This window comes from Polaromonas sp. (assembly GCF_029945685.1).
GTDB lineage: Bacteria > Pseudomonadota > Gammaproteobacteria > Burkholderiales > Burkholderiaceae_C > Polaromonas.
In genome coordinates, this window is the sequence record NZ_JAQSDA010000014.1 from 110085 (window position 1) to 133017 (window position 22933).

Consider the following 22933-nt stretch of genomic DNA (forward strand, 5'->3'; position numbering starts at 1 on the left):
GGACCGGCGAAGCCGGATCTGTGGCCCCGGCTGGTCTTTAAAGTCCCTCCAATCGCTTGCGCGATTGGAGGGACTTCTTCAATCTGCTGCAAAATCGGGGATGTATGAATACCACGTCCCCATTTTCTTTTCTGCAGTCCCTGGTCACCCGTTTTCAGCCCCCCGCCTGGGCGGTCGATGAAGGGCAGCAGAAGCTGGTCCTGTTGCTCAACCATGTCCTGATGCAGGAAAAGGAGGCACAAAACCGCCTGCTGCGCAAAAAGGGCAGCGTGGTTCATGTCCGTTGGGGTGTGTTTGCCCTGGATTTGCTGATCACTCCCGCGGGGCTCGTGGACCGTGCGCCGGCCGCGGCCAGGCCGGACCTGTTGTTGGCCGTGGCGGCAGAGTCACCGGGCGTGGTGCTGCAGTCGGTGCTGGCAGGCAAGGCCCCCCCGGTCAAGATAGAGGGCGATGTCCAGCTTGCCGCCGAACTCGGCTGGCTGGCCGACAACCTGCGTTGGGACGTGGAGGAAGACCTGTCGCGCCTGATCGGGGACGTGCCAGCTCACACACTGGCCAGCGCGGCGCGCCAGGGCCTGGCGGGCTTGCGGCAGTTTCTTGCGCAGGGCCCACGACCTTCTTCGGCCGTTTCCCCGGTACAGCCCGGCACAGCACCGGTGACGGAGCCTCCGAAAGCTTCTGCATGAGCCGCCTTTTCAGGGGCATTTATATCGTCTGGACGGTGCTGCGCTTCGGCCTCGACGAACTGGTACTTTCCAGTTTCAGCCGGCCTTGGGTCCGGATGCTGACGCGGATTGTCTCGCTGGGCCGGAACCTGAAAGCGCCGCGCGGCGAGCGTCTGCGCGAGGCCCTTGAAAGCCTTGGGCCGATTTTTGTCAAGTTCGGTCAGGTCATGTCGACCCGCCGTGACCTGCTGCCGCTGGACATTGCCAATGAGCTGGCGCGCCTGCAGGACCGCGTGCCGCCTTTCGACTCGGACTTGGCCATTGCCATCATTGAAAAGGCCTTCGGCCGGCCGATCGGGCAGATTTTTGCGACCTTCGAACGCCAGCCCGTGGCCAGCGCCTCGATTGCGCAGGTTCACTTTGCCACGCTGCCTGGCGGCCGTGAGGTGGCCGTCAAGGTGCTGCGCCCCCACATGCTGCCCGCGATCGAAAAAGACCTGGCGCTGATGCACATGATGGCCGGCTGGGTCGAGGGCCTGTCGGCCGATGGCAAGCGCCTGAAGCCGCGTGAAGTGGTGGGCGAGTTCGACAAGTACCTGCACGACGAGCTCGACCTGCTGCGCGAAGCCGCCAATGCGGCCCAACTGCGCCGCAACATGCAGGACCTGAACCTGGTGCTGATTCCCGAGATGGTCTGGGATTTCTGCATGCCCGACGTGATGGTCATGCAGCGCATGGACGGCGTGCCCATCAGCCAGGTGCAGCGCCTGCGGGACGCTGGCGTGGACATGAAAAAACTGGCGCGTGACGGCGTCACCATCTTTTTCACCCAGGTCTTCCGCGACGGTTTTTTCCATGCCGACATGCACCCCGGCAACATCCAGGTGAGCCTGGACCCCGCGACCTTCGGACGTTATATCTCGCTGGACTTCGGCATCGTGGGCACCCTGACCGAGGTTGACAAGGAATACCTGGCGCAGAATTTCAGTGCCTTTTTCCAGCGCGACTACAAACGGGTGGCCGAGCTGCACATCGAGTCAGGCTGGGTTCCCGCGCAGACACGCGTCGATGAGCTGGAGTCCGCGATACGCGCCTGCTGCGAACCCTACTTTGACCGGCCGCTCAAGGAGATCTCACTGGGCATGGTGTTGATGCGACTGTTCCAGACCTCGCGGCGTTTCCATGTGGAGATCCAGCCGCAACTGGTGCTGCTGCAGAAGACCTTGTTGAACATCGAAGGCCTCGGCCGGGAGCTCGACCCCGATCTGGACCTCTGGAGCACGGCCAAGCCTTTTCTGGAAACCTGGATGCTGGAGCAGGTCGGTCCCGAAAAACTGCTGGAGCAACTCAAGGCCGAGGCGCCGACCTACGCCAAGCTGCTGCCCGGCCTGCCGCGCCTGTTGCAGCAATACCTGAAGGGACAAGGCGGCGCAAACCAGCGGGAGCTTCAGGAGCTGCTGCAGGAGCAACGGCGCACCAACAAGCTGCTGCAAAGCCTGATTTATGGTGGTCTGGGTTTTGCTTTGGGCCTGCTGGCCATGCAGATGCTGCTGAAAATCCGGCTTTTTTGAGCCGGAAAATCTGGTGATAATCACGCATTCCTGAGGAGATCGCCGTGCTCTTGACCCTGGTTTTTGTCTATCTTCTGATCACCATCATCATCGGCCTGTACGCCGCCAGGCGGGTTAAAAACACCGCCGACTATGCGATCGCGGGGCGCAATCTGCCGCTGATCATGATCGTGACAACAACGTTTGCAACCTGGTTCGGCTCGGAAACCGTGCTGGGCATCCCGGCCAAATTTGTCAGCAGCGGCTTGAACGGCGTGGTGGAAGACCCTTTTGGCGCCGGCACCTGCCTGATCCTGGTGGGCCTGTTTTTTGCGGGCAAGCTCTACAAGATGTCCCTGCTGACCATCAGTGACTACTACCGCGAGCGTTATGGCCGCACCATCGAGGTGGTGTGCTCCATCATCATCATGATCAGCTACCTCGGCTGGGTGGCCGCCCAGATCACCGCGCTCGGGCTGGTGTTCAACCTCCTGTCGGGCGGCGCCATCAGCACGACGGCCGGCATGATCATCGGCACGGCCTCGGTGCTGGCCTACACGCTGTTCGGCGGCATGTGGTCGGTGGCGGTGACCGACTTCATCCAGATGATTGTGCTGGTGGCCGGCCTGGCCGTGCTCGCGGTATTCGCCGGCAACCTGGCCGGAGGCGCGGACAAGGTCGTTGCCCTGGCCACCAGCCAGGACCTGTTCAGGTTCTGGCCCGAACCGAACTTCAGGGACATGGTGTTTTTCTTTGCCGCGGCCATCACGATGATGTTCGGCTCGATTCCGCAGCAGGACGTTTTCCAGCGCGTGATGTCGGCCAACAGCCAGAGCGCAGCGACCAAGGGGCCGGTCATTGGCGGCATTTTCTACATCCTGTTTGCCTTTGTCCCGATGTTTCTGGTGGCCAGCGCGCTGATCATCATGCCGGAGCAGACAGCCCTGCTGCTCAAGGAGGATCCGCAGAAAATCCTGCCGACGCTGGTCCTCGAAAAAATGCCTTTCATCATGCAGGTGCTGTTTTTTGGCGCCTTGCTGTCGGCCATCAAGTCCACCGCGTCGGCGACCCTGCTGGCGCCCAGCGTGACTTTTGTCGAGAACATCTGGCGCCAGTTCAAGCCCCGCATGAGTGACAAGCGCGAACTCAAGCTCATGCGGACCACGGTGTTGATCTTCAGCGCGCTGGTGCTGAGCTACGCCATCTTCATGCAGGGCACCTCGATTTACGACATGGTCTCGGGCGCCTACCAGGTGCCCCTGGTCGGGGCTTTTGTCCCGCTGGTATTTGGGCTGTACTGGAAAAAGGCCAGCACCCAGGGCGCCATTTTCTCGGTCGTCTGCGGCATCGCGACCTGGCTGCTCTTCACCTTCAGTACCCTGGGGGAGCAATTCCCCGCCCAGCTGGCGGGTGTGCTGGCCGCCACGCTGGGCATGCTGGTGGGATCGCTGACACCGCAGACGATAGAAAACAGCCGGGGCAGCCACCACCGCCTGTCCACCGAAGGCTGACCGGCACCCCTCCCGGCGCCAGCCGTCCAGCCCGGGAGGGGTGTTGGTGCCTTCAGGCGCCGGCTCCGGAAATTCGCAGCGCCTATAATTAAAGGTTTTGCATCCTGCGGGTCACTTCGGGACAGCACCCCTCTGACAAAACCTCTAGAACCATGCCAATCTACGCTTACAAATGCGAGTCCTGCGGGCATACCAAGGACGTTTTGCAAAAAATGTCGGATGTCCCGCTGACCGACTGCCCTCAATGCGGCGCGCCCGCCTTCAAGAAGCAGCTCACCGCGGCCGGATTCCAGCTCAAGGGTTCCGGCTGGTACGTCACTGACTTCCGCGGCGGGGGTGGTGCCACCGCCGTTCCGCCGGTCAGCGGCGGGGAGGCTCCAGTTGCTGCCGACAGCAAGCCTGCTGAGCCGGCCGGGAAAGCAGCCGCTGCCCCTGCGGCGGCCCCGGCTCCCGCGCCGGCGCCTTCCGGCCCCACCAAGGCAAGTTGATGGGCTCGATACGCCGATGGTTGCTCGCCGGGTTGCTGGTTCTGGTGCCGCTGGCGGTCACGGTCTGGCTGCTCAACTGGATCATCGGCACGCTGGACCAGACCTTGCAGATCCTTCCGTCGGACTGGCATCCCGACAAGCTGCTGGGTTTTCACCTCCCGGGTTTTGGCGTTCTGCTGGCCCTGGCGATTGTGCTGTCCATAGGCGCCTTCGCCAGCAACTTCTTCGGCAGGAAGCTGGTCAGCTGGTGGGATGCGCTGCTCAGCCGCATCCCCATCGTCCGGTCCATTTATTCCAGCGTCAAGCAGGTCTCCGACACCCTGTTTTCGGAGAACGGCAATGCATTCCGCAAGGCCTTGCTGGTGCAGTGGCCGCGCGAAGGCGTCTGGACCATCGCGTTCCAGACCGGCATGCCGGGGGGCGATGTGGCCAATCACCTTCAGGGGGACTACCTCAGTGTGTATGTCCCGACGACGCCCAATCCCACGGGTGGCTATTTCATCATGTTGCCCAAGGCCGACTGCATCGAACTCAAAATGAGTGTTGACGAAGCCTTGACCTATGTGATCTCCATGGGTGTGGTGGTGCCTGGCAGCGCCGCCAGCTACAAACCGAAATAATCTTTTCCTCCAGGGCGTGCGAGCGCCACAAGCACAAGCGATTTATCTATGACTTCCCAAATGCGTTCCCACTACTGCGGTCTGGTGACCGAAGCCCTGATGGGCCAAACTGTGAGCCTGTGCGGCTGGGTCAATCGCCGGCGTGACCACGGCGGCGTGATTTTCATCGACCTGCGCGACCGCGAGGGTTATGTGCAGGTGGTGTGTGACCCCGACCGTGCCGACATGTTCAAGACGGCCGAAGGCGTGCGCAACGAGTTCTGCGTGCAGATCAAGGGTCTGGTGCGGGCGCGCCCCGAAGGCACCGTCAATGACGCGCTGAAAAGCGGCAAGATCGAAATCCTGTGCCACGAGCTGACCGTGCTCAACCCGAGCGTGACGCCGCCGTTCCAGCTCGACGACGACAATCTGTCGGAGACCACCCGCCTGACACATCGCGTGCTGGACCTGCGCCGTCCCTACATGCAGAACAACCTGATGCTGCGCTACCGCGTGGCCATGGAAACGCGAAAGTTCCTCGATGCCAACGGCTTCATCGACATCGAAACGCCGATGCTGACCAAGAGCACGCCCGAAGGCGCGCGCGACTACCTGGTGCCCAGCCGCGTCAACGAAGGCATGTTTTTTGCGCTGCCGCAAAGCCCGCAGCTGTTCAAGCAGCTGCTGATGGTGGCGGGCTTCGACCGCTACTACCAGATCACCAAATGCTTCCGCGACGAAGACTTGCGTGCCGACCGCCAGCCCGAGTTCACACAGATTGATATCGAGACGTCCTTCATGGGCGAGCAGGACATCCGAGACCTGTTCCAGGGCATGATCAGCAACATCTTCAAGACCGTGCTGGCCACTGACCTGGGCGAGTTTCCGGTCATGGCTTATGCCGACGCCATGCACCGCTTCGGCTCCGACAAGCCCGACTTGCGTGTCAACCTGGAGTTCACCGAGCTGACCGACGTGATGGCCGATGTGGACTTCAAGGTCTTCAGCGCACCGGCCACGACAGCGGGTGGACGCGTGGTGGCCCTGCGTGTGCCGGGTGGCTCCGAGATGAGCCGTGGCGAGATCGACGGCTACACCGAGTTTGTCAAGATTTACGGCGCCAAGGGGCTGGCGTGGATCAAGGTCAACGACATCACCAAGGGCCGCGACGGCCTGCAGAGTCCCATTGTCAAGAATATCCACGACGCAGCGGTGGCCGAGATCCTCAAGCGCACCGGTGCGCAGAACGGCGACATCATTTTCTTCGGCGCCGACAAGGCCAAGGTGGTCAACGACAGCATAGGTGCGCTGCGCCTGAAGGTCGGCCTGAGCCCCTTCGGCAAGAAGACCGGCATCTTCACCGCCGGCTGGAAGCCGCTATGGGTGGTGGACTTTCCGATGTTCGAATTCGACGAGGAAGGCCAGCGCTGGAGCGCGGTGCACCACCCGTTCACCGCGCCCAAGGACGGCCATGAGGACTGGATGGACACCGATCCCGGCAAATGTATTGCCAAGGCCTACGACATGGTGCTCAACGGCTGGGAGCTCGGTGGCGGCTCGGTGCGTATCCACCGCGCCGAGGTGCAGAGCAAGGTCTTCAATGCCCTGAAAATCGGACCCGAGGAAGCGCAGGAGAAGTTCGGCTTCCTGCTCGACGCGCTGCAGTACGGCGCGCCACCGCACGGTGGTCTGGCCTTCGGCCTGGACCGCATTGTCACCATGATGACCGGCGCCGAGTCCATCCGCGACGTGATTGCCTTCCCCAAGACCCAGCGCGCGCAGTGTCTGCTCACGCACGCGCCCAGCCCGGTCGACGAGAAGCAGCTGCGCGAACTTCACATCCGCCTGCGCAATCCGCAGCCGGTTTGAGGCCCGTCGCCGCTCCTGCCGCGGCGTCAGTTTGCTACGTTATTAATAGCTGCTTGCGTCCGGTTTGACTGGGCTGAAAGCCTGTGAGGCATGTGATTCCCGGCGGACCCAGGTCGATGTATCCGGTGCGTCGGCACTGCTGCCTTGCCATCTCGCCGGAACCAGGGAGCAGGACGTGAAACCATGGAAGATTCCCGAGTCGGTGCTGGTGGTCATTCACACCCCGGCGCTCGAAGTGCTGTTGATCGAGCGCGCGGATCACCCGGGGTTCTGGCAAAGCGTGACCGGCGCGCGGGAAACGCCGGACGAGCCCCTGCTGCAAACCGCGGTGCGCGAGGTCGGGGAAGAAACCGGCATCGTGGTGGGTCTTGCGGACTTGCGCGACTGGGCGGTTTCCAACATATACGACATCTATCCGCAATGGCGCGGGCGTTATGCGCCCGGGGTGACGCGCAACACCGAGCATGTCTTCAGCCTGTGCGTGCCGCGCACCACCGCCGTCACACTGAGTCCGCGCGAACACACGGCCTGCCAGTGGTTGCCCTGGCTGGAGGCTGCCGACCAGTGCTTTTCAGCGTCCAATGCCGAGGCCATTCTGATGCTGCCCCGCATCCTGGCTTGAGGCCGCGCGCATGAACGTCCTGCGCCGCTCGGAAACCCTGCAGCTGCTGGAAGGCGGGCAACAGTATTTTCCGGCCCTGATCCGCGCCATCGACGCTGCCACCGCCTGGGTGCAGTTCGAGACCTATATTTTTGATGTGCACCGGTCTGGCGAGGCTGTGGCCGAGGCGCTGGCGCGGGCCGCGCGGCGTGGCGTGCGTGTCGAGGTGCTGGTGGACGGCATTGGCTCCGACCCCCTGCCACCGGCATGGCAGCAAAAAATGAAGGAGGCCGGTGTGCAGTGGCTGGTGTATTCGCCGCTGGCGTCCGGCCTGGGCGGGCTGGGCCTGCTGGTGCCCGACCGCTGGCGCCGCCTGCACCGCAAGCTGTGCGTGGTGGACCAGCGCACTGTTTTTTGCGGCGGCATCAATGTGCTGGACGACTTTTACGACCCCAACCACGGCGACCTGCAGGCCGCCCGCTTTGACTTTGCGGTGGCGGTCACCGGGCCCATGGCCGCCGAAGCGGCAGAGGCCATGGCCCTGTTGTGGTGGCGCGTGCAGGCCGGTTACAGCGCGCGGCAAAACCATCTGGCTGCCGCCTGGGAGAAATTCAAGGCAGGCGGTTATGGCCGCCGCACTGAAGCAAAGGGGCTGTCCGACCCGGCGGCGGCTGCGGGGCCGGGCAACGCAGGCGCGTCCGGCGGCAAGGCCGCGCTGGTGCTGCGGGACAACCTGCGCAACCGCGGCAGTATTGAAAAGGTGTACCGCCAGGCGATCGGCCGGGCGCGCCACGAAATATTGATTGCGAACGCCTACTTTGTGCCCGGCGGCAAACTCAGACGCGCCCTGATCAAGGCCGCCAGACGCGGCGTTCATGTGACCCTGCTGCTGCAGGGCCGCTACGAGTACTTCATGCAGTACCACGCTGCGCGGCCGGTTTATGGTGCCTTGCTGGCCGCAGGGGTGGAGATTCACGAGTACGAGGCCAGTTTTCTGCACGCCAAGGTGGCGGTGATTGACGGGCACTGGGCCACCGTCGGCTCGTCCAACCTCGACCCGCTGAGCCTGCTGCTGGCGCGCGAGGCCAATGTGGTGATTGAAGACAAGGTCTTTGCCGGTGAGCTGCGCGACAGCCTGCGCACCGCAATAGCCGGGCACGGACGCCTGCTCGATCCCGTCGCCTACAGCCAGCGGCCCTGGCGCCAGCGTATTCTGGACCACGTCGCCCATGCGCTGATGCGCCTGGCCATTTTTGTGTCAGGCCAGCGGTACTGATTTTTTTTCGCTCCCTGTCGCTCATACCCTCCGATGCAGGACCTGATTGTTCAACGGCCCCAGGGCCTGTACTGCCCGCCGGGTGATTTTTACATCGATCCCTGGCGACCGGTGGAGCGGGCCGTCATCACGCACGCGCACGCCGACCACGCCCGTCCTGGCCACGCGCACTACCTGGCGGCGAGCCAGGCAGAAGGCGTGCTGCGCTCGCGCCTGGGCCAGGGCATCCGCCTGCAGACCCTGGCTTATGGCCAGCAGATCACCCACCACGGCGTGACGCTGTCGCTGCACCCGGCCGGCCATGTGCTGGGCTCGGCGCAGGTGCGGCTGCAATATCGGGGTGCGGGGGGCGGGCAGACCTGGGTCGCCAGTGGCGATTACAAGGTGGCACCCGATGCCACCTGCACCCCGTTCGAGGCGGTGCGCTGCGATGTTTTCATTACCGAGTCCACCTTCGGGCTGCCGATTTACCGCTGGCGTCCGGATACCGAGCTGCTTGCCGGGATCAACGCCTGGTGGGCCGCCAATGCGGCGGCCGGCCGCGCCAGTGTGTTGATGTGTTACAGCTTCGGCAAGGCGCAGCGCATCCTCAGCGGCGTCGACGCATCGATTGCGCCCATCATCGTGCACGGCGCGGTGCAAACCCTCAACCAGGCTTACCGCGCGGCGGGCGTGGCGCTGCCCGAAACGCGGACGGTTGAAGAAGTCAGCGATGCGGGGGATTTCAAGCGTGCGCTGGTGCTGTGCCCTCCGGGCGCTGCGGCAGGCCCCTGGGTGAAGCGCTTCGGCGATTTCAGCGACGCTTTTGCCAGCGGCTGGATGCAGGTGCGCGGAGCGCGACGGCGCGGCGCCTACGACCAGGGCTTCCCGCTCAGCGACCATGCCGACTGGCCGGGCCTGATGGGCGCCATCGCCGCCACCGGCGCGCAGCGCGTGATCGTCACCCACGGCAGTGTGCCGGTGATGGTGCGTTATCTGTCCGAGCAGGGGCTGCAGGCCGGGGCATTTCACACCGAGTATGGTGACGCCGCGGTGGAAGAACAGAGTGAGACCGTGCCGCAGGCGCCAACGACAGCGCAGAGCGGGCCATGAAACATTTCGCCCGGCTGTTCACGGAAATCGACAGCACTACCTCAACCAACGCCAAGGTCGAGGCGCTGCAGCGGTACTTCGCCCGCACGGCGGCGCAGGACGCCGCCTGGGCGGTGTACTTTCTGTCGGGCGGCAAGCCGCGCCAGGTGGTGAAGACGGCCACGCTGCGCGCGCTGGCCTGCGAGGTGGCGGGCATTGCCGACTGGTTGTTCGAAGAGAGTTACCAGGCCGTTGGCGATCTGGCCGAAACCATTGCCCATATCCTGCCGCTGGAGAGCGTTGATTCGGATCTGGGTCTGGCTGACTGGGTGGAAAACCGGTTGCTGCCGCTGCGCGGCCTGCCTGAGGACGAGGTGGCGCAGCGCGTCAAGTCCTACTGGCACGAGCTGGACGCACAGGGGCGCTTTCTGCTGGTCAAGCTGGTGGGTGGCGGCTTTCGGGTGGGCGTCAGCAAGTTGCTGGTGCAGCGTGCGCTGGCGGCCTGGTCTGGCGTGGACGCCAAACGCATCGCGCAACGCATGATGGGTTACACGGACGCCAAAAGCCCGCCGTCTGCTATTAAATATGAAGCACTTGTCGCAGATGGGACGGGGGCTAGGGCCGATATTCTTGATGCAGGTCAGCCTTACCCGTTTTTCCTGGCGCATCCGCTGGACACGCCGCTGGAAGCCCTGGAGGCCAGGCTCGGGCCGGTAGCGGACTGGCAGGTGGAGTGGAAGTACGACGGCATCCGCGGCCAGGTGGTCAAGCGCGCCGGTCAGGTCTGGCTCTGGTCGCGCGGCGAAGAACTGGTGACCGAACGCTTTCCGGAAATTGTGGCGCTGGCGCAGACCCTGCCCGACGGCACGGTGCTGGACGGGGAAATTCTGGTGTGGGGCGAGGGCGCGCCCGCGCCGTTTGCCCTGCTGCAGCAGCGCACAGGCCGAAAAACGCTGGGCCGCAAGATGCTGGCCGAGGTGCCGGTGACCTTCATGGCCTACGACCTGCTGGAGCTCGGCGGCCAGGATCTGCGCGAGCAGACCCAGCAGCTGCGCCGCCAGAAACTGGAGCAGGTGCTGGCGGCCACGCCGCTGAAGATGTCGCCCATTCAACGCCTGGCCTCCTGGCCGGCATACGCCACCCTGCGAGCCGAGTCGCGCGCGCGTGGCGTCGAGGGCTTCATGCTCAAGCGCCTGGATGCCGCCTACGGCACCGGCCGCAGCAAAGCCGATGGCTTGTGGTGGAAGTGGAAGGTGGAACCCATGACGATCGACGGCGTGTTGATCTATGCGCAAGCCGGTCACGGGCGGCGCGCCTCGCTCTACACCGACTACACCTTTGCCGTGTGGAGCCGCGCGCCGCAGGACGCCGCAGAGGCAGCCGCCGTGCTCGATGCCATCGCGCGTCGCGAAGCCGCGCAAGCCGGGGCGCTGCAACTGGTGGCCTTTGCCAAGGCCTATTCCGGCCTGACCGACGAAGAGTTCAAACGCATCGACAGCGTGATCCGTAAAACCACGCTGGAGAAGTTTGGCCCGGTGCGCAGTGTCAGGCCAACGCTGGTGTTTGAGCTCGGTTTTGAGGGCATCAACCGCAGCCCCAGGCACAAAAGCGGCATGGCGCTGCGTTTTCCACGCATGCTGCGCATCCGGGACGACAAGCCCCTGCACGAGGCCAATACCCTGGAGGACCTCAAATTGCTCCTGAATTCATAGCTGCCAACGACCGCCCATCAAGGGCTGAATGCGTAAACCCCTCGCAAAAGTGGGGCATGCGGGTTTGGGGCCGGGCTGGTAACATCCTGCATGCTCATGAAATCCAACACGCCTGATTCCCCGGCCCCTCTCGACGAAGGAACGCCGGTCTCCGTCAAGATCCGCGAACGCCTCGCCCTGGCGAAAAAACGCTTCAATGCCAACGACAACATCGCCGCCTTTATCGAGCCGGGCGACCTGGAAAAGCTGCTGGACGAGGTGGAAGGCAAGATGCAGGGCGTGCTCGACAGCCTGGTGATCGACACCGCGCGCGACCACAACACCCACAACACCGCGCGCCGCGTGGCCAAGATGTACCTCAACGAGGTATTCAAGGGCCGGTATGTCACCGCCCCCACGATCACCGAGTTTCCCAACGCCGAGCACCTCAACGAACTGATGATCGTCGGGCCCATCACGGTGCGCAGCGCCTGCTCGCACCACTTCTGCCCGGTGATCGGCCAGGTCTGGATCGGCGTGATGCCCAACGAGCACACCAACGTCATCGGCCTGTCCAAATACGCGCGCCTGGCCGAATGGGTCATGGGCCGCCCCCAGATCCAGGAAGAAGCCGTGGTACAGCTGGCCGACCTGATCCAGGAAAAAACCCAGCCCGACGGCCTGGCCATCGTCATGGAGGCCAGCCACTACTGCATGGGCTGGCGCGGCGTGAAGGACATGGACAGCAAGATGATCAACTCCGTCATGCGCGGGGTGTTCCTCAAGGACCCCAACCTGCGCCGCGAATTTTTGTCGCTCATCCCCAAAAAGAGCAACAGCTAAGGACACACGATGTTGGTACGACTTCTTTACGCGAGCCGCTCGGTCAACCCCGGCTCCAGCGATCTCACCGAATCCATCCTCGCGCAGTCGCGCAGCCACAACCCGGCCATGGGCATCACCGGCATCCTCTGTTACGGCGGCGGCATTTTCCTGCAGGCCCTCGAAGGCGGGCGCATGCAGATCAGCGAGCTCTACGGCCACATTCAGAAAGACCCGCGCCACAAGGATGTGGTGCTGCTGCATTACGAGGAAATCTCCGAGCGCCGTTTTGGCGGCTGGACCATGGGCCAGGTCAATGTCGAGCGTATCAACGCCTCCATCCTGCTCAAATACTCCGAGAAAGCCGAGCTGGACCCTTACTCGGTGTCGGGCAAGGTGTCGCTGGCCTTGCTGGAAGACCTGATGGCCACCGCCTCGATTTGCGGCAAGGTCTGAGTTTTCCCGGCCAGGCGGCTGCGCGGGCGCACGGCGTTCATGCGCGCTGCCCGCCGCTTGCGCCATGCCGCTGTCCGCTTTTGCCCTGGTCCTGCTAGCCGGCCTGATACACGCCAGCTGGAACATTGCGGCCAAAAAAGCCGGCGGCGACGCCCGTTTCGCCTTTTTCACCAGCGTGACCTTGATGCTGGTCTGGGCGCCGGTAGGTGCGTGGGCCGCCTGGGGTGTGCTTCCCGGCTGGGGCTGGCGCGAATGGGCCTTCATCGCCTTCAGCGGCGTGTTGCACGTGCTGTATTACGTGATCCTGCTGCGCGGTTACCGCAAGGCCGACCTGACCGTGGTCTATCCGCTGGCACGCGGCTCCGGGCCGCTGCTGTCCTCGCTGGTGGCCATCACGTTGCTGGGCGAGCAGATCTCGGCGCTGGGGCTGGCAGGCATTGCCGGCGTGGTGCTTGGCGTGTTCCTGATTGCTGGCGGTCCCGGCCTGCTGCGTGCCGCGCACGACCCGGCCCAGCGCCGCCGCGTGCACAAGGGCATGCTGTACGGCCTGCTCACCGGGGCTTTTATCGCCAGCTACACCGTGGTGGACGGTTATGCGGTCAAGTTCATGCTGATGTCGCCCATCCTGCTCGACTACCTCGGCAATTTCGTGCGGCTGGCGCTGCTGGCGCCGGTGGTCCTGCGCGACAGGCCGGCGGCGGCGCTGCTGTGGGCCCACCAATGGAAGTACGCGCTGCTGGTTGGCGCCATCAGTCCGGTCTCCTATGTGCTGGTCCTGTATGCGATGCAGGTGGCACCGCTGTCGCATGTGGCGCCGGCGCGCGAGGTCTCCATGCTGTTTGCCGCGCTGATAGGCGGGCACTTGCTCGGCGAGGGCGACCGTTTGCAGCGCCTGCTGGGCGCCGGCCTGATTGCGGCGGGCGTGAGCGCGCTGGCCCTGGGCTGACGGAACTTTTCGATGCATTCAACCCCGACCCTGCTGATTGGCTGCGATTTTTCCAGCAGTCCGACGCGCCGCAAGCCTATCGTTGTGGCCAGCGGCTCACTTGCCGGCGGGCGTGTGTTGCTGGGTGGGCTGGAGCGCATCGCGTCGCTGGAAGCCTTCGGCGACTGGCTGAGCCAGCCACGCGCCTGGCTGGGGGCTTTTGACTTCCCGTTTGGCCTGCCGCGCGAGCTGGTGGAGTATCTCGGCTGGCCGCGCACCTGGCCAGCGCTGATGGCCCACTACGCCAGCCTCAGCCGAGAAGAGGTCCGGCAGACTTTTGCAGGCTTCTGCGCTGCACGCCCGGTGGGCGGCAAGTTTGCGCACCGCGCCACCGACGTCCCGGCCGGCTCCAGCCCGTCCATGAAATGGATCAATCCGCCGGTGGCCTTCATGCTGCACGCGGGGGTGCCGCGGCTGCTGGCCGCCGGCGTTCACCTGCCGGGCCTGCACGCGGGTGACCTGTCGCGCGTTGCGCTCGAAGCCTATCCGGGGTTGCTCGCGCGCGAGGTGCTCGGCCGGCGATCCTACAAAAGTGATGACCGGCTCAAGCAGACGCCGGACCGGCTGATTGCGCGCAAAGACCTGATCACCGCGCTGGAGATGGGCCAGACCCGGCTCGGCCTGCGCCTGAAACTCAGCCATGCCCAGCGTGACACCCTGGTCGACGACGCCAGCGGCGACAGCCTGGATGCGGCGCTCTGCCTGATGCAGGGCGCGTGGGCCCAGGCGCAACATGCGCTAGGTGCGGCGTGTTATGGTCTGCCCGCCGATGTCGACCCGCTCGAGGGCTGGATCGTGACTGCATGAACCCTGCCGTGCAGGAGGCAAGACCGTGACGCTGCTCAAAGTTGCTCTGTTTTTGATAGCTGCTGCCGCCCATCCTGTTTGGGCGGAAAGCATGAAAGTCACTCATGTTACTGACGGAGATACCCTCTGGGTCCAAGCGGCAGGAGGCGTCCGGCCGGTGAAGCTGCGCATGGCCGGCATCGATGCGCCCGAGATCTGTCAGGCCGGTGGCCGTGCCGCGCGTGCGGCCCTGGCCAGCCGTGTGGCGCGCCGCTGGGTGGTCGTGACAACCCGCGGTCATGACGACTACGGCCGCGCCGTGGCGACCGTGTACCTGAAGGGCGAAGACATGGCCGCCTGGATGGTCGCGCACGGCCATGCCTGGTCGTACCGGTATGGACGCGAAGGCGGACCCTATCTGACCCTGCAGACACAGGCCCGGTCGGCGCAACGTGGGCTGTTTGCCGATCCGCAGGCTCTGCCGCCCCGCCTTTTCCGCCAGCAGCACGGATCCTGTCACCCTTGACGCGCCGCTGTGAGGCACTGCCTGTCGTCCTACATGGAATTCCGCAGGCGCTGACGAGTTGCCCTTGCTTGCCTGTCTACAGTGAAGCTGTGTCCGCCATCCTGGTGGGCCGCATCCATTTTCAAAGGAAAAAGCACCATGAACAAGCATCAAGTCGAAGGCCGTGTGGACCAGGCTGCGGGCAAAGCCAAGGAAGTGGCTGGTCGCGTGGTTGGCAATGAAGAGCTGGAGGCCGAAGGTCTGGTGGACCAGGCCAAGGGCAAAACCCAGGCGGGTTACGGCGACGCCAAGGAAAACGTCAAGGACAACGCCAAAAAACTGATCGACAAGATCTGAGCGCTGCGCTTGCAGATCTCATCCCAAACCAGGAGAGCCATCATGAACCCGACCCCTCTTCAAGCGCGGCGCCCGCTTCTGGCGCTGGCGTGTTCCGCTGCCGTGCTGCTCGCGCTGACGGCTTGCAACAAGGCCGATGACGGCAAGACCGTCGGGCAGTCGATCGACGCCGGTATCGCCAAAACAGAGAAGGCTGCCAAGGATGCTGGCAATACCATGAAGGAAGCGTCCAAGGACGCGCAGGCCACAGGCAGCCAGGCCAGCGCCACCATGGGTGACAAGATCGACGACGTGACCATCACGGCAACCGTTTCCACCGGACTGGCCAAGGACCCGGATCTCAGCGCCATCAAGATCAACGTCGACACCAGGGACGGCGTCGTCACCCTGAATGGCCCGGCACCCAGTGCTGCAGCGAAGGACAAGGCCACGGACATCGCCAAACAGGTCAAAGGCGTGACGTCGGTGAACAACCAGTTGACGGTCACACCGGGCTGATTCACCTCCCGCCCGCGAAGGTCACTGGCACGCGCCTTCGGGTGGCGTACCAGTGACCTTTTTTTTTGGGGGCGGCCACGCGGAGCACCGGCAGCGCGTACCGTCCGCGAAAAAGCAAGCGGGGCCCGGTTGCAGACAACCGGGCCCCGCTTGACGGGCTGGCAGAGCCGGCCCGTGTCACCCCATCGGGGATGGTTTAAGGACGAATGACGATGTCATTGCGCACAGCGCGGACGTTCTTGGTGTTGCGGGCAATGCTCTCAGCCTGGGCTTTTTCAGTAGCGGACTTGGCAAAACCGGACAGTTGCACCGTGCCGTTCAGCGTTTCGACGCTGATCGAGGTGGCGGCAACCGTCTTGTCTGCAGCGAACTTGGCCTTCACGGCGGTGGTGATGGCAGCGTCGTCGACGTAAGAGCCGGCGGTTTCCTGACCACGGGTAACTGCGCAACCAGCGCTGATGATGGTGATGCCGGCCAGGGCGGCGAATGCAATTGCGCGAGCGTATTTCATGGTTTTTCCTTGAAGTTTATAGATATGTTTTGGTGCGGAGAGTTGAGAAGCTGGCCGACTGACGGCACCACGCCGGTCGGTTTGCGAATGGAATTCATCGAAGGCGGTCATTGCGGCTGCGGGAAGCCAGCAGAGAACTGGCCAGGCCGGTGACCTCGGAAGACTTCAGCGCCGCGAAAACGAGGCCGGTGAGCGATACCAGACGCCAGGGTCGCAACAGCACGGTGGCCGCGCCCAGGCCTGCAGAGATGCCGAGCAGCTTCAGGGGCTGCTCCTGCGCAAAACGCTGCATTCTCGGCTGGGCAAAATCCAGCGCCAAGCTGGCCGGATGGCCTTGCCACCAGGACAGGGCGGTTTGTTTGACAAGCGACCAAGTGCTGGCGGAGGCGTCAATTTCAACGTCGCTGCCGCCCTGCTCGATTGCGGTGGAAGTGTCATGGTTCATCTGCCGCACCAGCGCCTGCCGGGTCATGGCCAGTCGTTCGCGGGGCGAAAGAGGACTGAGCTCGGTCGTCATCGGATCAGGCCGCGGCGCGCAATGCCTGCGCGTCGCGTTCCAGTTGATCTTTGAGTTCTGCAAAGCCGTTGGCGCCCAGCGGCTGCCGGGCTTTGCCGAAGGCGATCAGGAGAAAAAGCAGCATGACCGCCGGCATCGCCACCAGCACCCAGTGAAACTGGTTCAGCAGCAGGCCCAGCATCAGCGCGACACCGGCGAGCGTCAGAAAGACCCCGGCACACAGGATGACCGCGCCCCAAGCCAGAGCGCGCTGAAGCAGTTCCGACCCGGCTTCCGAGACTTCCTCGTGGACCAGTGCGCCATAGGCCGACAGGTGATCGACCACCAGGTCGGGGCGTCTGACGAGAATGGAAAACAACGGGTGCAGCATGGCGGCCAGGTGGTTTTAGAAAAAGGGGATGAAACCGCAGGGATCAGCGATGGTCGCGATGCGCGATCGACGTCACCAGCAAGGCGACGGCTGCGCCCACTGCGGCAGCAATCAGGACCGACTTCACTGGCTCATTGGAGACATAACGCGTGGTCGCGTCTGCATAGCGGTGCATGGAGCGCTGCGCCCGGTGGCTGGCCTCGGAGGCCATGTCCAGGCTCTGGCGCGCCAGTTTCTGGGCCTGGGTGGCCAGCTTGTCGACCAACGGATCAATGCTGCCGCGCAAATGGCGTACTTTGTCTTCGGCGCGGTCCAGCGTGTCGTTGGCCAGGCTGCGTGTGCTGTCCATGGCCCTCTCGGCGCCGGTCAGCATCTGCTCGGACATCTGACGTGCGCCCGACAGGGTGTCTTGGGCTTGGGGATGGCTGGAGAGAGGGTTTTTCATGGGGTCCTTGGGTAGTGAAAGGAAAAGGCCGGGTCCAGCGCGATGCGCGCGTGGGCTGGAATAAACGGGAAATTCACTTTCTCTTCATCAGGCTGACCACGAAGCTGATCACCGCCATGATGGCAAAAATGAAAAAGAGGATCTTGGCAATTTCCACCGCGCCGGCGGCGATGCCGCCGAAACCGAACACGGCTGCAATGAGTGCAATCACGAGGAAAACAACGGAATAGTGCAGCATGTCGATCTCCTTGCAGGGGCGTGCCCTTCTTTGGTGTGTATGGCGCTCGCATTTGAAACACCTGCAGTGAGCTTAGTCAGGGACGCCTCTGGTGATCATCGGTGAGTACCGGATGCCCATGTCGGCGAGCATGATCACGCGGTGTAGGACGAAGCCGATGGGCGCCTGCAGTGGCACGCTGCCGCGGCCCGGTCGGCAGCGCTGCCGATGCCTAGTGAGTTTTGGGCAGCACCGCGGAGATGCGGGTGCCCTGGCCGTGGCTGGAGACCACGGTCAGGCGACCACCGGCCGCTTCGACCCGGTGGCGCATGCCGGCCAGCCCGTGGCTCGAACCCTTGATCTGCATGGTGTCGAAGCCCGTTCCGTCGTCCCGGACCTCGACCGTGATGTAGCCGTCGAAATCATGCAGGCTGATTTCAGCCTGTTTCGCGTCAGCGTATTTGCCCATGTTGGTGAGCGACTCCTGCACCAGGCGGTAGACCGTGAGCTGGGCCGAGCCGCCCAGCTCCACGGTCTCCAGGTCGGTGATGATGCTCAGGCCGGACCGGTCTTCGAATTCGCGCGCGAGGATTTCGAGGGATGCGACCAGCCCCAGATGCGACAGCGACGAGGGTCGCAAGTCCTCGACAATGCGGCGCTTGAGCGCAATACCGCTGTTGAGTGTTTCGATCAGATGCTGCATGCGTTCGGCCGCCTCCGGCGAAATGACGCCGAGGCGCGATTTGATGCGCGCCACATCGAGCTTGGCCGCCGTCAGCAGCGCACCGAGTTCGTCGTGCAGTTCACGTGCCAGGTGGCCGCGTTCGTCTTCCCGCACCTGCTGCAGGTGGGTGGCCAGCTCGGCCAGCGTGGCCGTGCGGTCGCGCACTTCCTTGTCGAGCTGGTCGCGTTCGCGCTGAAGGGCCTCCTGTTCGCGCCTGCCGGCATCCAGCAGGGCGTCCGTTTGCCGCAAATACATGTAAAACGCCAGCAACCCGGCCAGCGCCATCAGGGCGATGCCAATGCGCGACAACTGAAGCGACCGGGTGATCTGGGCCTGGGCTGTGCCCATCTTGCTGTCGCTGGCCTGGACCAGCTTTCCGATCTGGCTGCGGATGGTGTTCATCTGGTCCATGCCCACGTCGGTTGTCAGCACAAACTTCCAGGCATCTTCATTGCCCTGCTTGCGCATGCGTACGCTGAGGTCCATCTCCGCCAGCTTGCGCGACACGCTGCGCGACAGCAGTGCGAACTCCGTCATCTCCTCCGGGTAGGGGGTGTAGTGCCGGCGCAGGGTGTCCAGGGTCTGATTGAGGTCGGCGGTCGCCGCGTCGTAAGGTTCCAGGTATTTGGGATCGCCGGTCAGCAGATAGCCGCGCTGCCCGGTTTCGGCATTCAGCATCTGCTGCAGCAGCGTATTGACAGCCCCGCGCGTGGCCTGCGACTCCTCAATGCGGGTAACCGCCCCGGTGGACAGGCGAAAACCTGCCTCGTTGATGGAAATCAGAACGCCCGCTGCCAGCACCGCCAGCGGAAGGCTGATTGCCATTTTCGGGATCGCAAACCATCTCATCCTGATCTCCGTTCGCATGGATCAATAATTCGTGAATAATCGCTACTGAAGATAGAAGCCTCGTAATTGCGCGAGGCTGTGTTGCTGCATTGTGCCGTTTTGGCGATGCCAGCCTAACCAAGAGGACATGAAATGATCAAAATCGGAATTGTGGACGACCATGCCATCGTGCGCTCAGGGCTCAAGCAGTTCTTCTCGGATCAGGTCGATTTCAGGGTCGTGGGTGAAGCCGCCAGCGGCCGTGAAGCCATTGACCTGGTGCGAAATGTCGAACTGGACATTCTGGTCATGGACCTGTCCATGCCCGGCCAGAGCGGGATTGATGCCCTCGCCATGATCCGCGCCAAGGCGCCCGATGTCGGCATCCTGATTCTCAGCGGATATCCGGAAGAGCACTACGCGGTCAACCTGATCCGCCAGGGCGCCAGCGGCTACCTGAACAAGGAGTGTGATCCGATGGAGATTGTCAATGCAATCCGTGTCATCTCGCTCGGCAAACGCTACATCACGCCGGCAGTGGCCGAGTTGCTGGCCCAGCAGCTGAACCGGAAAAATGATGCCACGCCGCACGAGCAGCTCTCCGAGCGCGAGTTTCAGGTGTTCCTCAAGCTCGCCAAGGGCGAAACCGCGGGCGACATTGCCAAGGCGTTGTCCCTGAGTGTCAAAACGGTCAGCACCTACCGGACCCGGGTGATGGAAAAAATGAGCCTGGCGTCCAACAGCGACCTGACGTATTACGCCCTCAAGAACAAGCTGATCGACTGAGCTTTTGCCGTCAGCCGCCCGTCCCTATGGCTGGGGCTGGCCGGCATTGATGGACCTGCACTGTTCGATGCAGTAGTCAATCAGCGCGTCTATTTCGTTGGACTTGTCAAAAACCGCGTCGACGCCGAGCTGAGCGCAGCGCTTGCGGATGTCGGCCGTTGCGTAATTGCTCAGAACAATCACTTTTTGATGCGGCTGACGGTTGCGGCAGGCTTCCAGAACGCCGAGTCCGCTCCCCTGTTTGAGAAACAGATCCACAATCGCCAGGTCCCATTGCTGGGCGTTTGCCAGCAACCAGGCCTTGCTTTCATTTTCTGTTTCCGCCGTACCTACTGCGTCAATTCCGGCCAGCTCTTCCAGCGTGGCCATGAGATTGTCACGGATGGTGGCGTTGTCTTCGACGATATAAGTTTTTAGTCCCACTGAGCTTCAATCCCGGTCTGCCATCCCTGACCGCGGTATTTTTCAAACGGTTACAACAAGAGTTTACCGGGTATGCCTTGACCTGATAACGAATGTATCCATGTTGCTGGTCAATTCTGACAGGCTGGGAGTCCCTGGCTTGTAGGATGTTTCCTACTCATGAACTGTAGGCAGGCACTGACAGTCATCGATGGCTGTCGCCCACGGTGTGCCGCGACTGACTGGCAGATACTTCGCTGTCAGCTGATTTCCCCTTCGCTGTCAACAGCGGGGTGCCAACCACTTGCAGGTGTCGGGCCTCTCCCGGTCTTCCAAATCAAGAATCGCAGGCCGCCCCTATGACCCGTGTCGCCACTTTCCTCTCCAGCGCTCGCATACCAACCTGGGGTCGTGTTGTGGCGGCGGTGGCACTGGTGCTGGTGGTCCTGGCGCTGGCGGTCTTGTTTTTTCCGTGGGACTGGTTGCGTGGGCCGCTGAACCGCTACGTCAGCGACCGGACCGGTCGCCCGTTCGAAATCACCCGGCGGCTGGACGTGCAGTTGGGACGCACTATCACGGTCAAGGCCGATGGCATCACGTTTGCCAACCCCGACTGGGCTCGCGACCCTCACTTGGTCAAGGCCGAGTCCGCCGAGTTCGACATCCGGTTCTGGCCCTTGCTGCGCGGCCAGGTCGAGCTCCCGCGAGTCAGCCTGAGCCAGCCGGTGCTGGGGCTGCAGATCCAGCCGGATGGCCGGCGCACCTGGGCCTTGGGCAAAGACACGTCCGATGCCGGGACCGTGCCGCGCATTGGCCAGTTGCTGGTGGACAAGGGCGTGCTCAACTACCTCGCTGAAGCGCAGGGGGCTGATATCAAGACCGAGTTTGGCATGACTGCAGCGAGTGAGGCGGAAGCCGGAACAGCGGCGGCGGCCCGGGACATGCCGCTGAGCTACAAGGCGCAAGGCACCTGGAAAAAAGAGCCCTTCGCGGCCCAGGGGCGCGCCGGGAGTGTCCTGCAGCTCAGTGACACCCAGGTCAACCCGTTTCCCCTGCAGATCAATGCCAGTGCAGGCCGTACATCGCTGCTAGCCAGCGGACGCATTGGCAATCTGGCGTCACTCGACGGCCTGGATGCCAATTTCGACCTCAAGGGCCGCACACTGGCCGACCTCTACAACCTGCTGGGTGTCGTTTTGCCGGATACGCCCACCTATGCCCTGCGCGGCCACCTCGGCAAGCAGGGGGCTGTGTGGAAGGTGGGAGCCATCCAGGGACGTCTGGGCAAGTCGGATCTGTCGGGCGATCTCGCCTATGACCGCTCGGGCCCGTTGGCCCTGCTGTCGGGCAAGGTGCAGTCCAGGTCGCTCGATTTCGAGGACCTGGGCCCGCTGATTGGCGTGCCGACAGGTACTTCACGCACAACGACCAAAACCGTTGCCAAAGCCAAGCCATCTTCGGCTGCCAAGCAGGTGCAGACCGCCGGCAAGGTGTTGCCGACGGCGACGCTGGACTTTGAACGGCTCAAGACCATGAATGCCGACGTCAGCTACAAGGTGGTGGATGTCAAGAATGCCGGCGCCTTCCCGCTGGACCGGTTTGACGCACGCATTGTGCTGAAGGACGGTGTGTTGCAGCTCGACCCGCTGGACATGGGCGTGGCTGGTGGCCGGCTTGCCGGCCTGATCCGCATCGATGCCAACAGCAAGCCCGCCCTGGTGCACGCCAGACTCGAAGCCCGCACGCTGCAGCTGAACCAGCTGTTCCCGCGCATCGAACGCACCGAAGGCAGCCTGGGCAAGCTCAATGGCCGGATCGACCTGACGGGACGCGGCAGCTCCGGCGCCCAGGTACTTGGTTCATCCTCCGGCAACGTGGCTCTGCTGATGGGCCGGGGTCAGGTCAGCAACATCCTGCTTGAGTTCATGGGGCTGGACGGCGGTGAGATCATCAAGTTTCTGGCCAGCGGCGACCGCAATGTCACCCTGCGCTGCGCTGCCGCCGCGTTTGATGTCAAGCAGGGCCTGATGACCAGCCGGGCCCTGCTGCTGGACACTTCCGACACGCTGATCAATGGCACTGGTGTGATCAGTCTGGCCGATGAAACACTCAACATGGTGCTGTACCCGCAGCCCAAGGACCAGAGCATCCTGAGCCTGCGATCACCCCTGAAAATCACCGGCACGTTCGCCAGGCCGGCAGCTGGCCCCGACAAGGCGGCACTGGCGGGCCGGGCCGGCATTGCCCTGCTGCTGGGGGCGATCAACCCATTGCTCGCACTGGCCGCCACGGTGGAGACCGGGCCGGGCAAGGATGCCGACTGTGAGCGGGTGCTGGCGGTGGCCAGCCCGGTGAAGCCGCCGGACAAGCCTGCAGCAGCCACCAGCGCGGCCACCAGGTAAC

The 22933-nt window shown here is 63.5% G+C and carries 26 protein-coding genes; 19 read left to right on the forward strand and 7 right to left on the reverse strand.

Annotated features, from left to right (window positions below):
• Positions 1-104: 104 nt before the first annotated feature.
• From PSV26_RS10690 to PSV26_RS10770, 17 genes are all read left to right on the forward strand, one after another.
• Positions 105-686 (forward strand): hypothetical protein, encoded by a 582-nt coding sequence (locus PSV26_RS10690; protein ID WP_300511769.1) that lies wholly within the window; start codon positions 105-107, stop codon positions 684-686.
• Entirely contained in the window at positions 683-2236 is a 1554-nt protein-coding gene (gene ubiB / locus PSV26_RS10695) for a ubiquinone biosynthesis regulatory protein kinase UbiB (RefSeq protein ID WP_300570456.1), read from the forward strand. The genes PSV26_RS10690 and ubiB overlap by 4 nt, the downstream gene beginning before the upstream one ends.
• Positions 2237-2280: 44 nt before the next feature.
• Positions 2281-3726, forward strand: a complete 1446-nt coding sequence (locus PSV26_RS10700) for a sodium:solute symporter family protein (RefSeq protein ID WP_300511767.1) — start codon at positions 2281-2283, stop codon at positions 3724-3726.
• Between the two features lie 152 nt (positions 3727-3878).
• A complete protein-coding gene (locus PSV26_RS10705) occupies positions 3879-4214 on the forward strand; it encodes an FmdB family zinc ribbon protein (RefSeq protein ID WP_300570459.1) in 336 nt (111 codons plus the stop codon).
• Entirely contained in the window at positions 4214-4834 is a 621-nt protein-coding gene (locus PSV26_RS10710; protein WP_300570462.1) for a DUF502 domain-containing protein, read from the forward strand. The genes PSV26_RS10705 and PSV26_RS10710 overlap by 1 nt, the downstream gene beginning before the upstream one ends.
• A gap of 48 nt (positions 4835-4882) precedes the next feature.
• The gene (aspS, locus tag PSV26_RS10715; RefSeq protein WP_300570465.1) at positions 4883-6682 is read left to right on the forward strand and encodes an aspartate--tRNA ligase; all 1800 of its coding nucleotides are present in this window, start codon (positions 4883-4885) and stop codon (positions 6680-6682) included.
• A 175-nt stretch (positions 6683-6857) separates the two neighbouring features.
• Positions 6858-7304: a dihydroneopterin triphosphate diphosphatase gene (gene nudB, locus PSV26_RS10720; protein WP_300570467.1), complete on the forward strand. Its 447-nt coding sequence runs from the start codon at positions 6858-6860 to the stop codon at positions 7302-7304.
• Positions 7305-7314: 10 nt separating this feature from the next.
• On the forward strand, positions 7315-8559 hold the full coding sequence (gene clsB, locus PSV26_RS10725) for a cardiolipin synthase ClsB (RefSeq protein ID WP_300570469.1): 1245 nt from the start codon (positions 7315-7317) through the stop codon (positions 8557-8559).
• Between the two features lie 33 nt (positions 8560-8592).
• Positions 8593-9651: a ligase-associated DNA damage response exonuclease gene (locus PSV26_RS10730; protein ID WP_300570472.1), complete on the forward strand. Its 1059-nt coding sequence runs from the start codon at positions 8593-8595 to the stop codon at positions 9649-9651.
• A complete protein-coding gene (locus PSV26_RS10735) occupies positions 9648-11342 on the forward strand; it encodes an ATP-dependent DNA ligase (protein ID WP_300570475.1) in 1695 nt (564 codons plus the stop codon). Before PSV26_RS10730 ends, PSV26_RS10735 begins: the two co-directional genes overlap by 4 nt.
• A gap of 90 nt (positions 11343-11432) precedes the next feature.
• Complete coding sequence (gene folE, locus PSV26_RS10740; protein WP_300511758.1) at positions 11433-12164, forward strand: GTP cyclohydrolase I; 732 nt, start codon at positions 11433-11435, stop codon at positions 12162-12164.
• Between the two features lie 9 nt (positions 12165-12173).
• Positions 12174-12599 (forward strand): BLUF domain-containing protein, encoded by a 426-nt coding sequence (locus PSV26_RS10745; RefSeq protein ID WP_300511757.1) that lies wholly within the window; start codon positions 12174-12176, stop codon positions 12597-12599.
• A 64-nt stretch (positions 12600-12663) separates the two neighbouring features.
• Positions 12664-13545, forward strand: coding sequence for a DMT family transporter (locus PSV26_RS10750; RefSeq protein ID WP_300511756.1), 882 nt, complete (start codon positions 12664-12666; stop codon positions 13543-13545).
• 12 nt (positions 13546-13557) lie between these two features.
• On the forward strand, positions 13558-14391 hold the full coding sequence (locus tag PSV26_RS10755; protein WP_300570478.1) for a DUF429 domain-containing protein: 834 nt from the start codon (positions 13558-13560) through the stop codon (positions 14389-14391).
• Positions 14392-14482: 91 nt separating this feature from the next.
• On the forward strand, positions 14483-14896 hold the full coding sequence (locus PSV26_RS10760; protein ID WP_300511754.1) for a thermonuclease family protein: 414 nt from the start codon (positions 14483-14485) through the stop codon (positions 14894-14896).
• A 138-nt stretch (positions 14897-15034) separates the two neighbouring features.
• Positions 15035-15232 (forward strand): CsbD family protein, encoded by a 198-nt coding sequence (locus PSV26_RS10765; RefSeq protein WP_300570481.1) that lies wholly within the window; start codon positions 15035-15037, stop codon positions 15230-15232.
• A 42-nt stretch (positions 15233-15274) separates the two neighbouring features.
• Positions 15275-15730 (forward strand): BON domain-containing protein, encoded by a 456-nt coding sequence (locus tag PSV26_RS10770; RefSeq protein WP_300570484.1) that lies wholly within the window; start codon positions 15275-15277, stop codon positions 15728-15730.
• A gap of 196 nt (positions 15731-15926) precedes the next feature.
• On the opposite strand, the gene PSV26_RS10775 is transcribed toward PSV26_RS10770, so the two are convergent.
• From PSV26_RS10775 to PSV26_RS10800, 6 genes are all read right to left on the reverse strand, one after another.
• Positions 15927-16241: a BON domain-containing protein gene (locus tag PSV26_RS10775; RefSeq protein ID WP_300511878.1), complete on the reverse strand. Its 315-nt coding sequence runs from the start codon at positions 16239-16241 to the stop codon at positions 15927-15929.
• Positions 16242-16335: 94 nt separating this feature from the next.
• Complete coding sequence (locus PSV26_RS10780; protein ID WP_300570487.1) at positions 16336-16758, reverse strand: hypothetical protein; 423 nt, start codon at positions 16756-16758, stop codon at positions 16336-16338.
• A gap of 4 nt (positions 16759-16762) precedes the next feature.
• Positions 16763-17128, reverse strand: a complete 366-nt coding sequence (locus tag PSV26_RS10785) for a hypothetical protein (RefSeq protein ID WP_300511750.1) — start codon at positions 17126-17128, stop codon at positions 16763-16765.
• A 43-nt stretch (positions 17129-17171) separates the two neighbouring features.
• A complete protein-coding gene (locus PSV26_RS10790) occupies positions 17172-17573 on the reverse strand; it encodes a hypothetical protein (RefSeq protein WP_300511749.1) in 402 nt (133 codons plus the stop codon).
• Between the two features lie 73 nt (positions 17574-17646).
• On the reverse strand, positions 17647-17811 hold the full coding sequence (locus PSV26_RS10795) for a DUF1328 domain-containing protein (RefSeq protein ID WP_300511748.1): 165 nt from the start codon (positions 17809-17811) through the stop codon (positions 17647-17649).
• Between the two features lie 211 nt (positions 17812-18022).
• Positions 18023-19363 (reverse strand): CHASE3 domain-containing protein, encoded by a 1341-nt coding sequence (locus PSV26_RS10800; protein ID WP_300511747.1) that lies wholly within the window; start codon positions 19361-19363, stop codon positions 18023-18025.
• Between the two features lie 132 nt (positions 19364-19495).
• Here PSV26_RS10800 and PSV26_RS10805 point away from each other — a divergent pair, with 132 nt between their 5' ends.
• Positions 19496-20128 (forward strand): response regulator transcription factor, encoded by a 633-nt coding sequence (locus tag PSV26_RS10805; RefSeq protein ID WP_096698225.1) that lies wholly within the window; start codon positions 19496-19498, stop codon positions 20126-20128.
• A 24-nt stretch (positions 20129-20152) separates the two neighbouring features.
• Here PSV26_RS10805 and PSV26_RS10810 read toward each other — a convergent pair whose 3' ends face one another.
• Complete coding sequence (locus PSV26_RS10810) at positions 20153-20551, reverse strand: response regulator transcription factor (RefSeq protein WP_300511745.1); 399 nt, start codon at positions 20549-20551, stop codon at positions 20153-20155.
• 338 nt (positions 20552-20889) lie between these two features.
• Here PSV26_RS10810 and PSV26_RS10815 point away from each other — a divergent pair, with 338 nt between their 5' ends.
• On the forward strand, positions 20890-22932 hold the full coding sequence (locus PSV26_RS10815) for an AsmA family protein (RefSeq protein ID WP_300570489.1): 2043 nt from the start codon (positions 20890-20892) through the stop codon (positions 22930-22932).
• Position 22933 lies beyond the last annotated feature (1 nt).

Coding starts and splice junctions, on each gene's coding strand:
- PSV26_RS10790 (WP_300511749.1), bottom strand. CDS start 17,573: ATGAAAAACCCTCTCTCCAGCCATCCCCAAGCCCAAGACACCCTGTCG.
- clsB (WP_300570469.1), top strand. CDS start 7,315: ATGAACGTCCTGCGCCGCTCGGAAACCCTGCAGCTGCTGGAAGGCGGG.
- PSV26_RS10775 (WP_300511878.1), bottom strand. CDS start 16,241: ATGAAATACGCTCGCGCAATTGCATTCGCCGCCCTGGCCGGCATCACC.
- PSV26_RS10770 (WP_300570484.1), top strand. CDS start 15,275: ATGAACCCGACCCCTCTTCAAGCGCGGCGCCCGCTTCTGGCGCTGGCG.
- PSV26_RS10780 (WP_300570487.1), bottom strand. CDS start 16,758: ATGACGACCGAGCTCAGTCCTCTTTCGCCCCGCGAACGACTGGCCATG.
- folE (WP_300511758.1), top strand. CDS start 11,433: ATGCTCATGAAATCCAACACGCCTGATTCCCCGGCCCCTCTCGACGAA.
- PSV26_RS10745 (WP_300511757.1), top strand. CDS start 12,174: ATGTTGGTACGACTTCTTTACGCGAGCCGCTCGGTCAACCCCGGCTCC.
- PSV26_RS10795 (WP_300511748.1), bottom strand. CDS start 17,811: ATGCTGCACTATTCCGTTGTTTTCCTCGTGATTGCACTCATTGCAGCC.
- PSV26_RS10690 (WP_300511769.1), top strand. CDS start 105: ATGAATACCACGTCCCCATTTTCTTTTCTGCAGTCCCTGGTCACCCGT.
- PSV26_RS10730 (WP_300570472.1), top strand. CDS start 8,593: ATGCAGGACCTGATTGTTCAACGGCCCCAGGGCCTGTACTGCCCGCCG.
- PSV26_RS10710 (WP_300570462.1), top strand. CDS start 4,214: ATGGGCTCGATACGCCGATGGTTGCTCGCCGGGTTGCTGGTTCTGGTG.
- aspS (WP_300570465.1), top strand. CDS start 4,883: ATGACTTCCCAAATGCGTTCCCACTACTGCGGTCTGGTGACCGAAGCC.
- PSV26_RS10705 (WP_300570459.1), top strand. CDS start 3,879: ATGCCAATCTACGCTTACAAATGCGAGTCCTGCGGGCATACCAAGGAC.
- PSV26_RS10735 (WP_300570475.1), top strand. CDS start 9,648: ATGAAACATTTCGCCCGGCTGTTCACGGAAATCGACAGCACTACCTCA.
- PSV26_RS10785 (WP_300511750.1), bottom strand. CDS start 17,128: ATGCTGCACCCGTTGTTTTCCATTCTCGTCAGACGCCCCGACCTGGTG.
- PSV26_RS10760 (WP_300511754.1), top strand. CDS start 14,483: ATGAAAGTCACTCATGTTACTGACGGAGATACCCTCTGGGTCCAAGCG.
- ubiB (WP_300570456.1), top strand. CDS start 683: ATGAGCCGCCTTTTCAGGGGCATTTATATCGTCTGGACGGTGCTGCGC.
- PSV26_RS10815 (WP_300570489.1), top strand. CDS start 20,890: ATGACCCGTGTCGCCACTTTCCTCTCCAGCGCTCGCATACCAACCTGG.
- PSV26_RS10800 (WP_300511747.1), bottom strand. CDS start 19,363: ATGAGATGGTTTGCGATCCCGAAAATGGCAATCAGCCTTCCGCTGGCG.
- PSV26_RS10755 (WP_300570478.1), top strand. CDS start 13,558: ATGCATTCAACCCCGACCCTGCTGATTGGCTGCGATTTTTCCAGCAGT.
- PSV26_RS10750 (WP_300511756.1), top strand. CDS start 12,664: ATGCCGCTGTCCGCTTTTGCCCTGGTCCTGCTAGCCGGCCTGATACAC.
- PSV26_RS10805 (WP_096698225.1), top strand. CDS start 19,496: ATGATCAAAATCGGAATTGTGGACGACCATGCCATCGTGCGCTCAGGG.
- PSV26_RS10765 (WP_300570481.1), top strand. CDS start 15,035: ATGAACAAGCATCAAGTCGAAGGCCGTGTGGACCAGGCTGCGGGCAAA.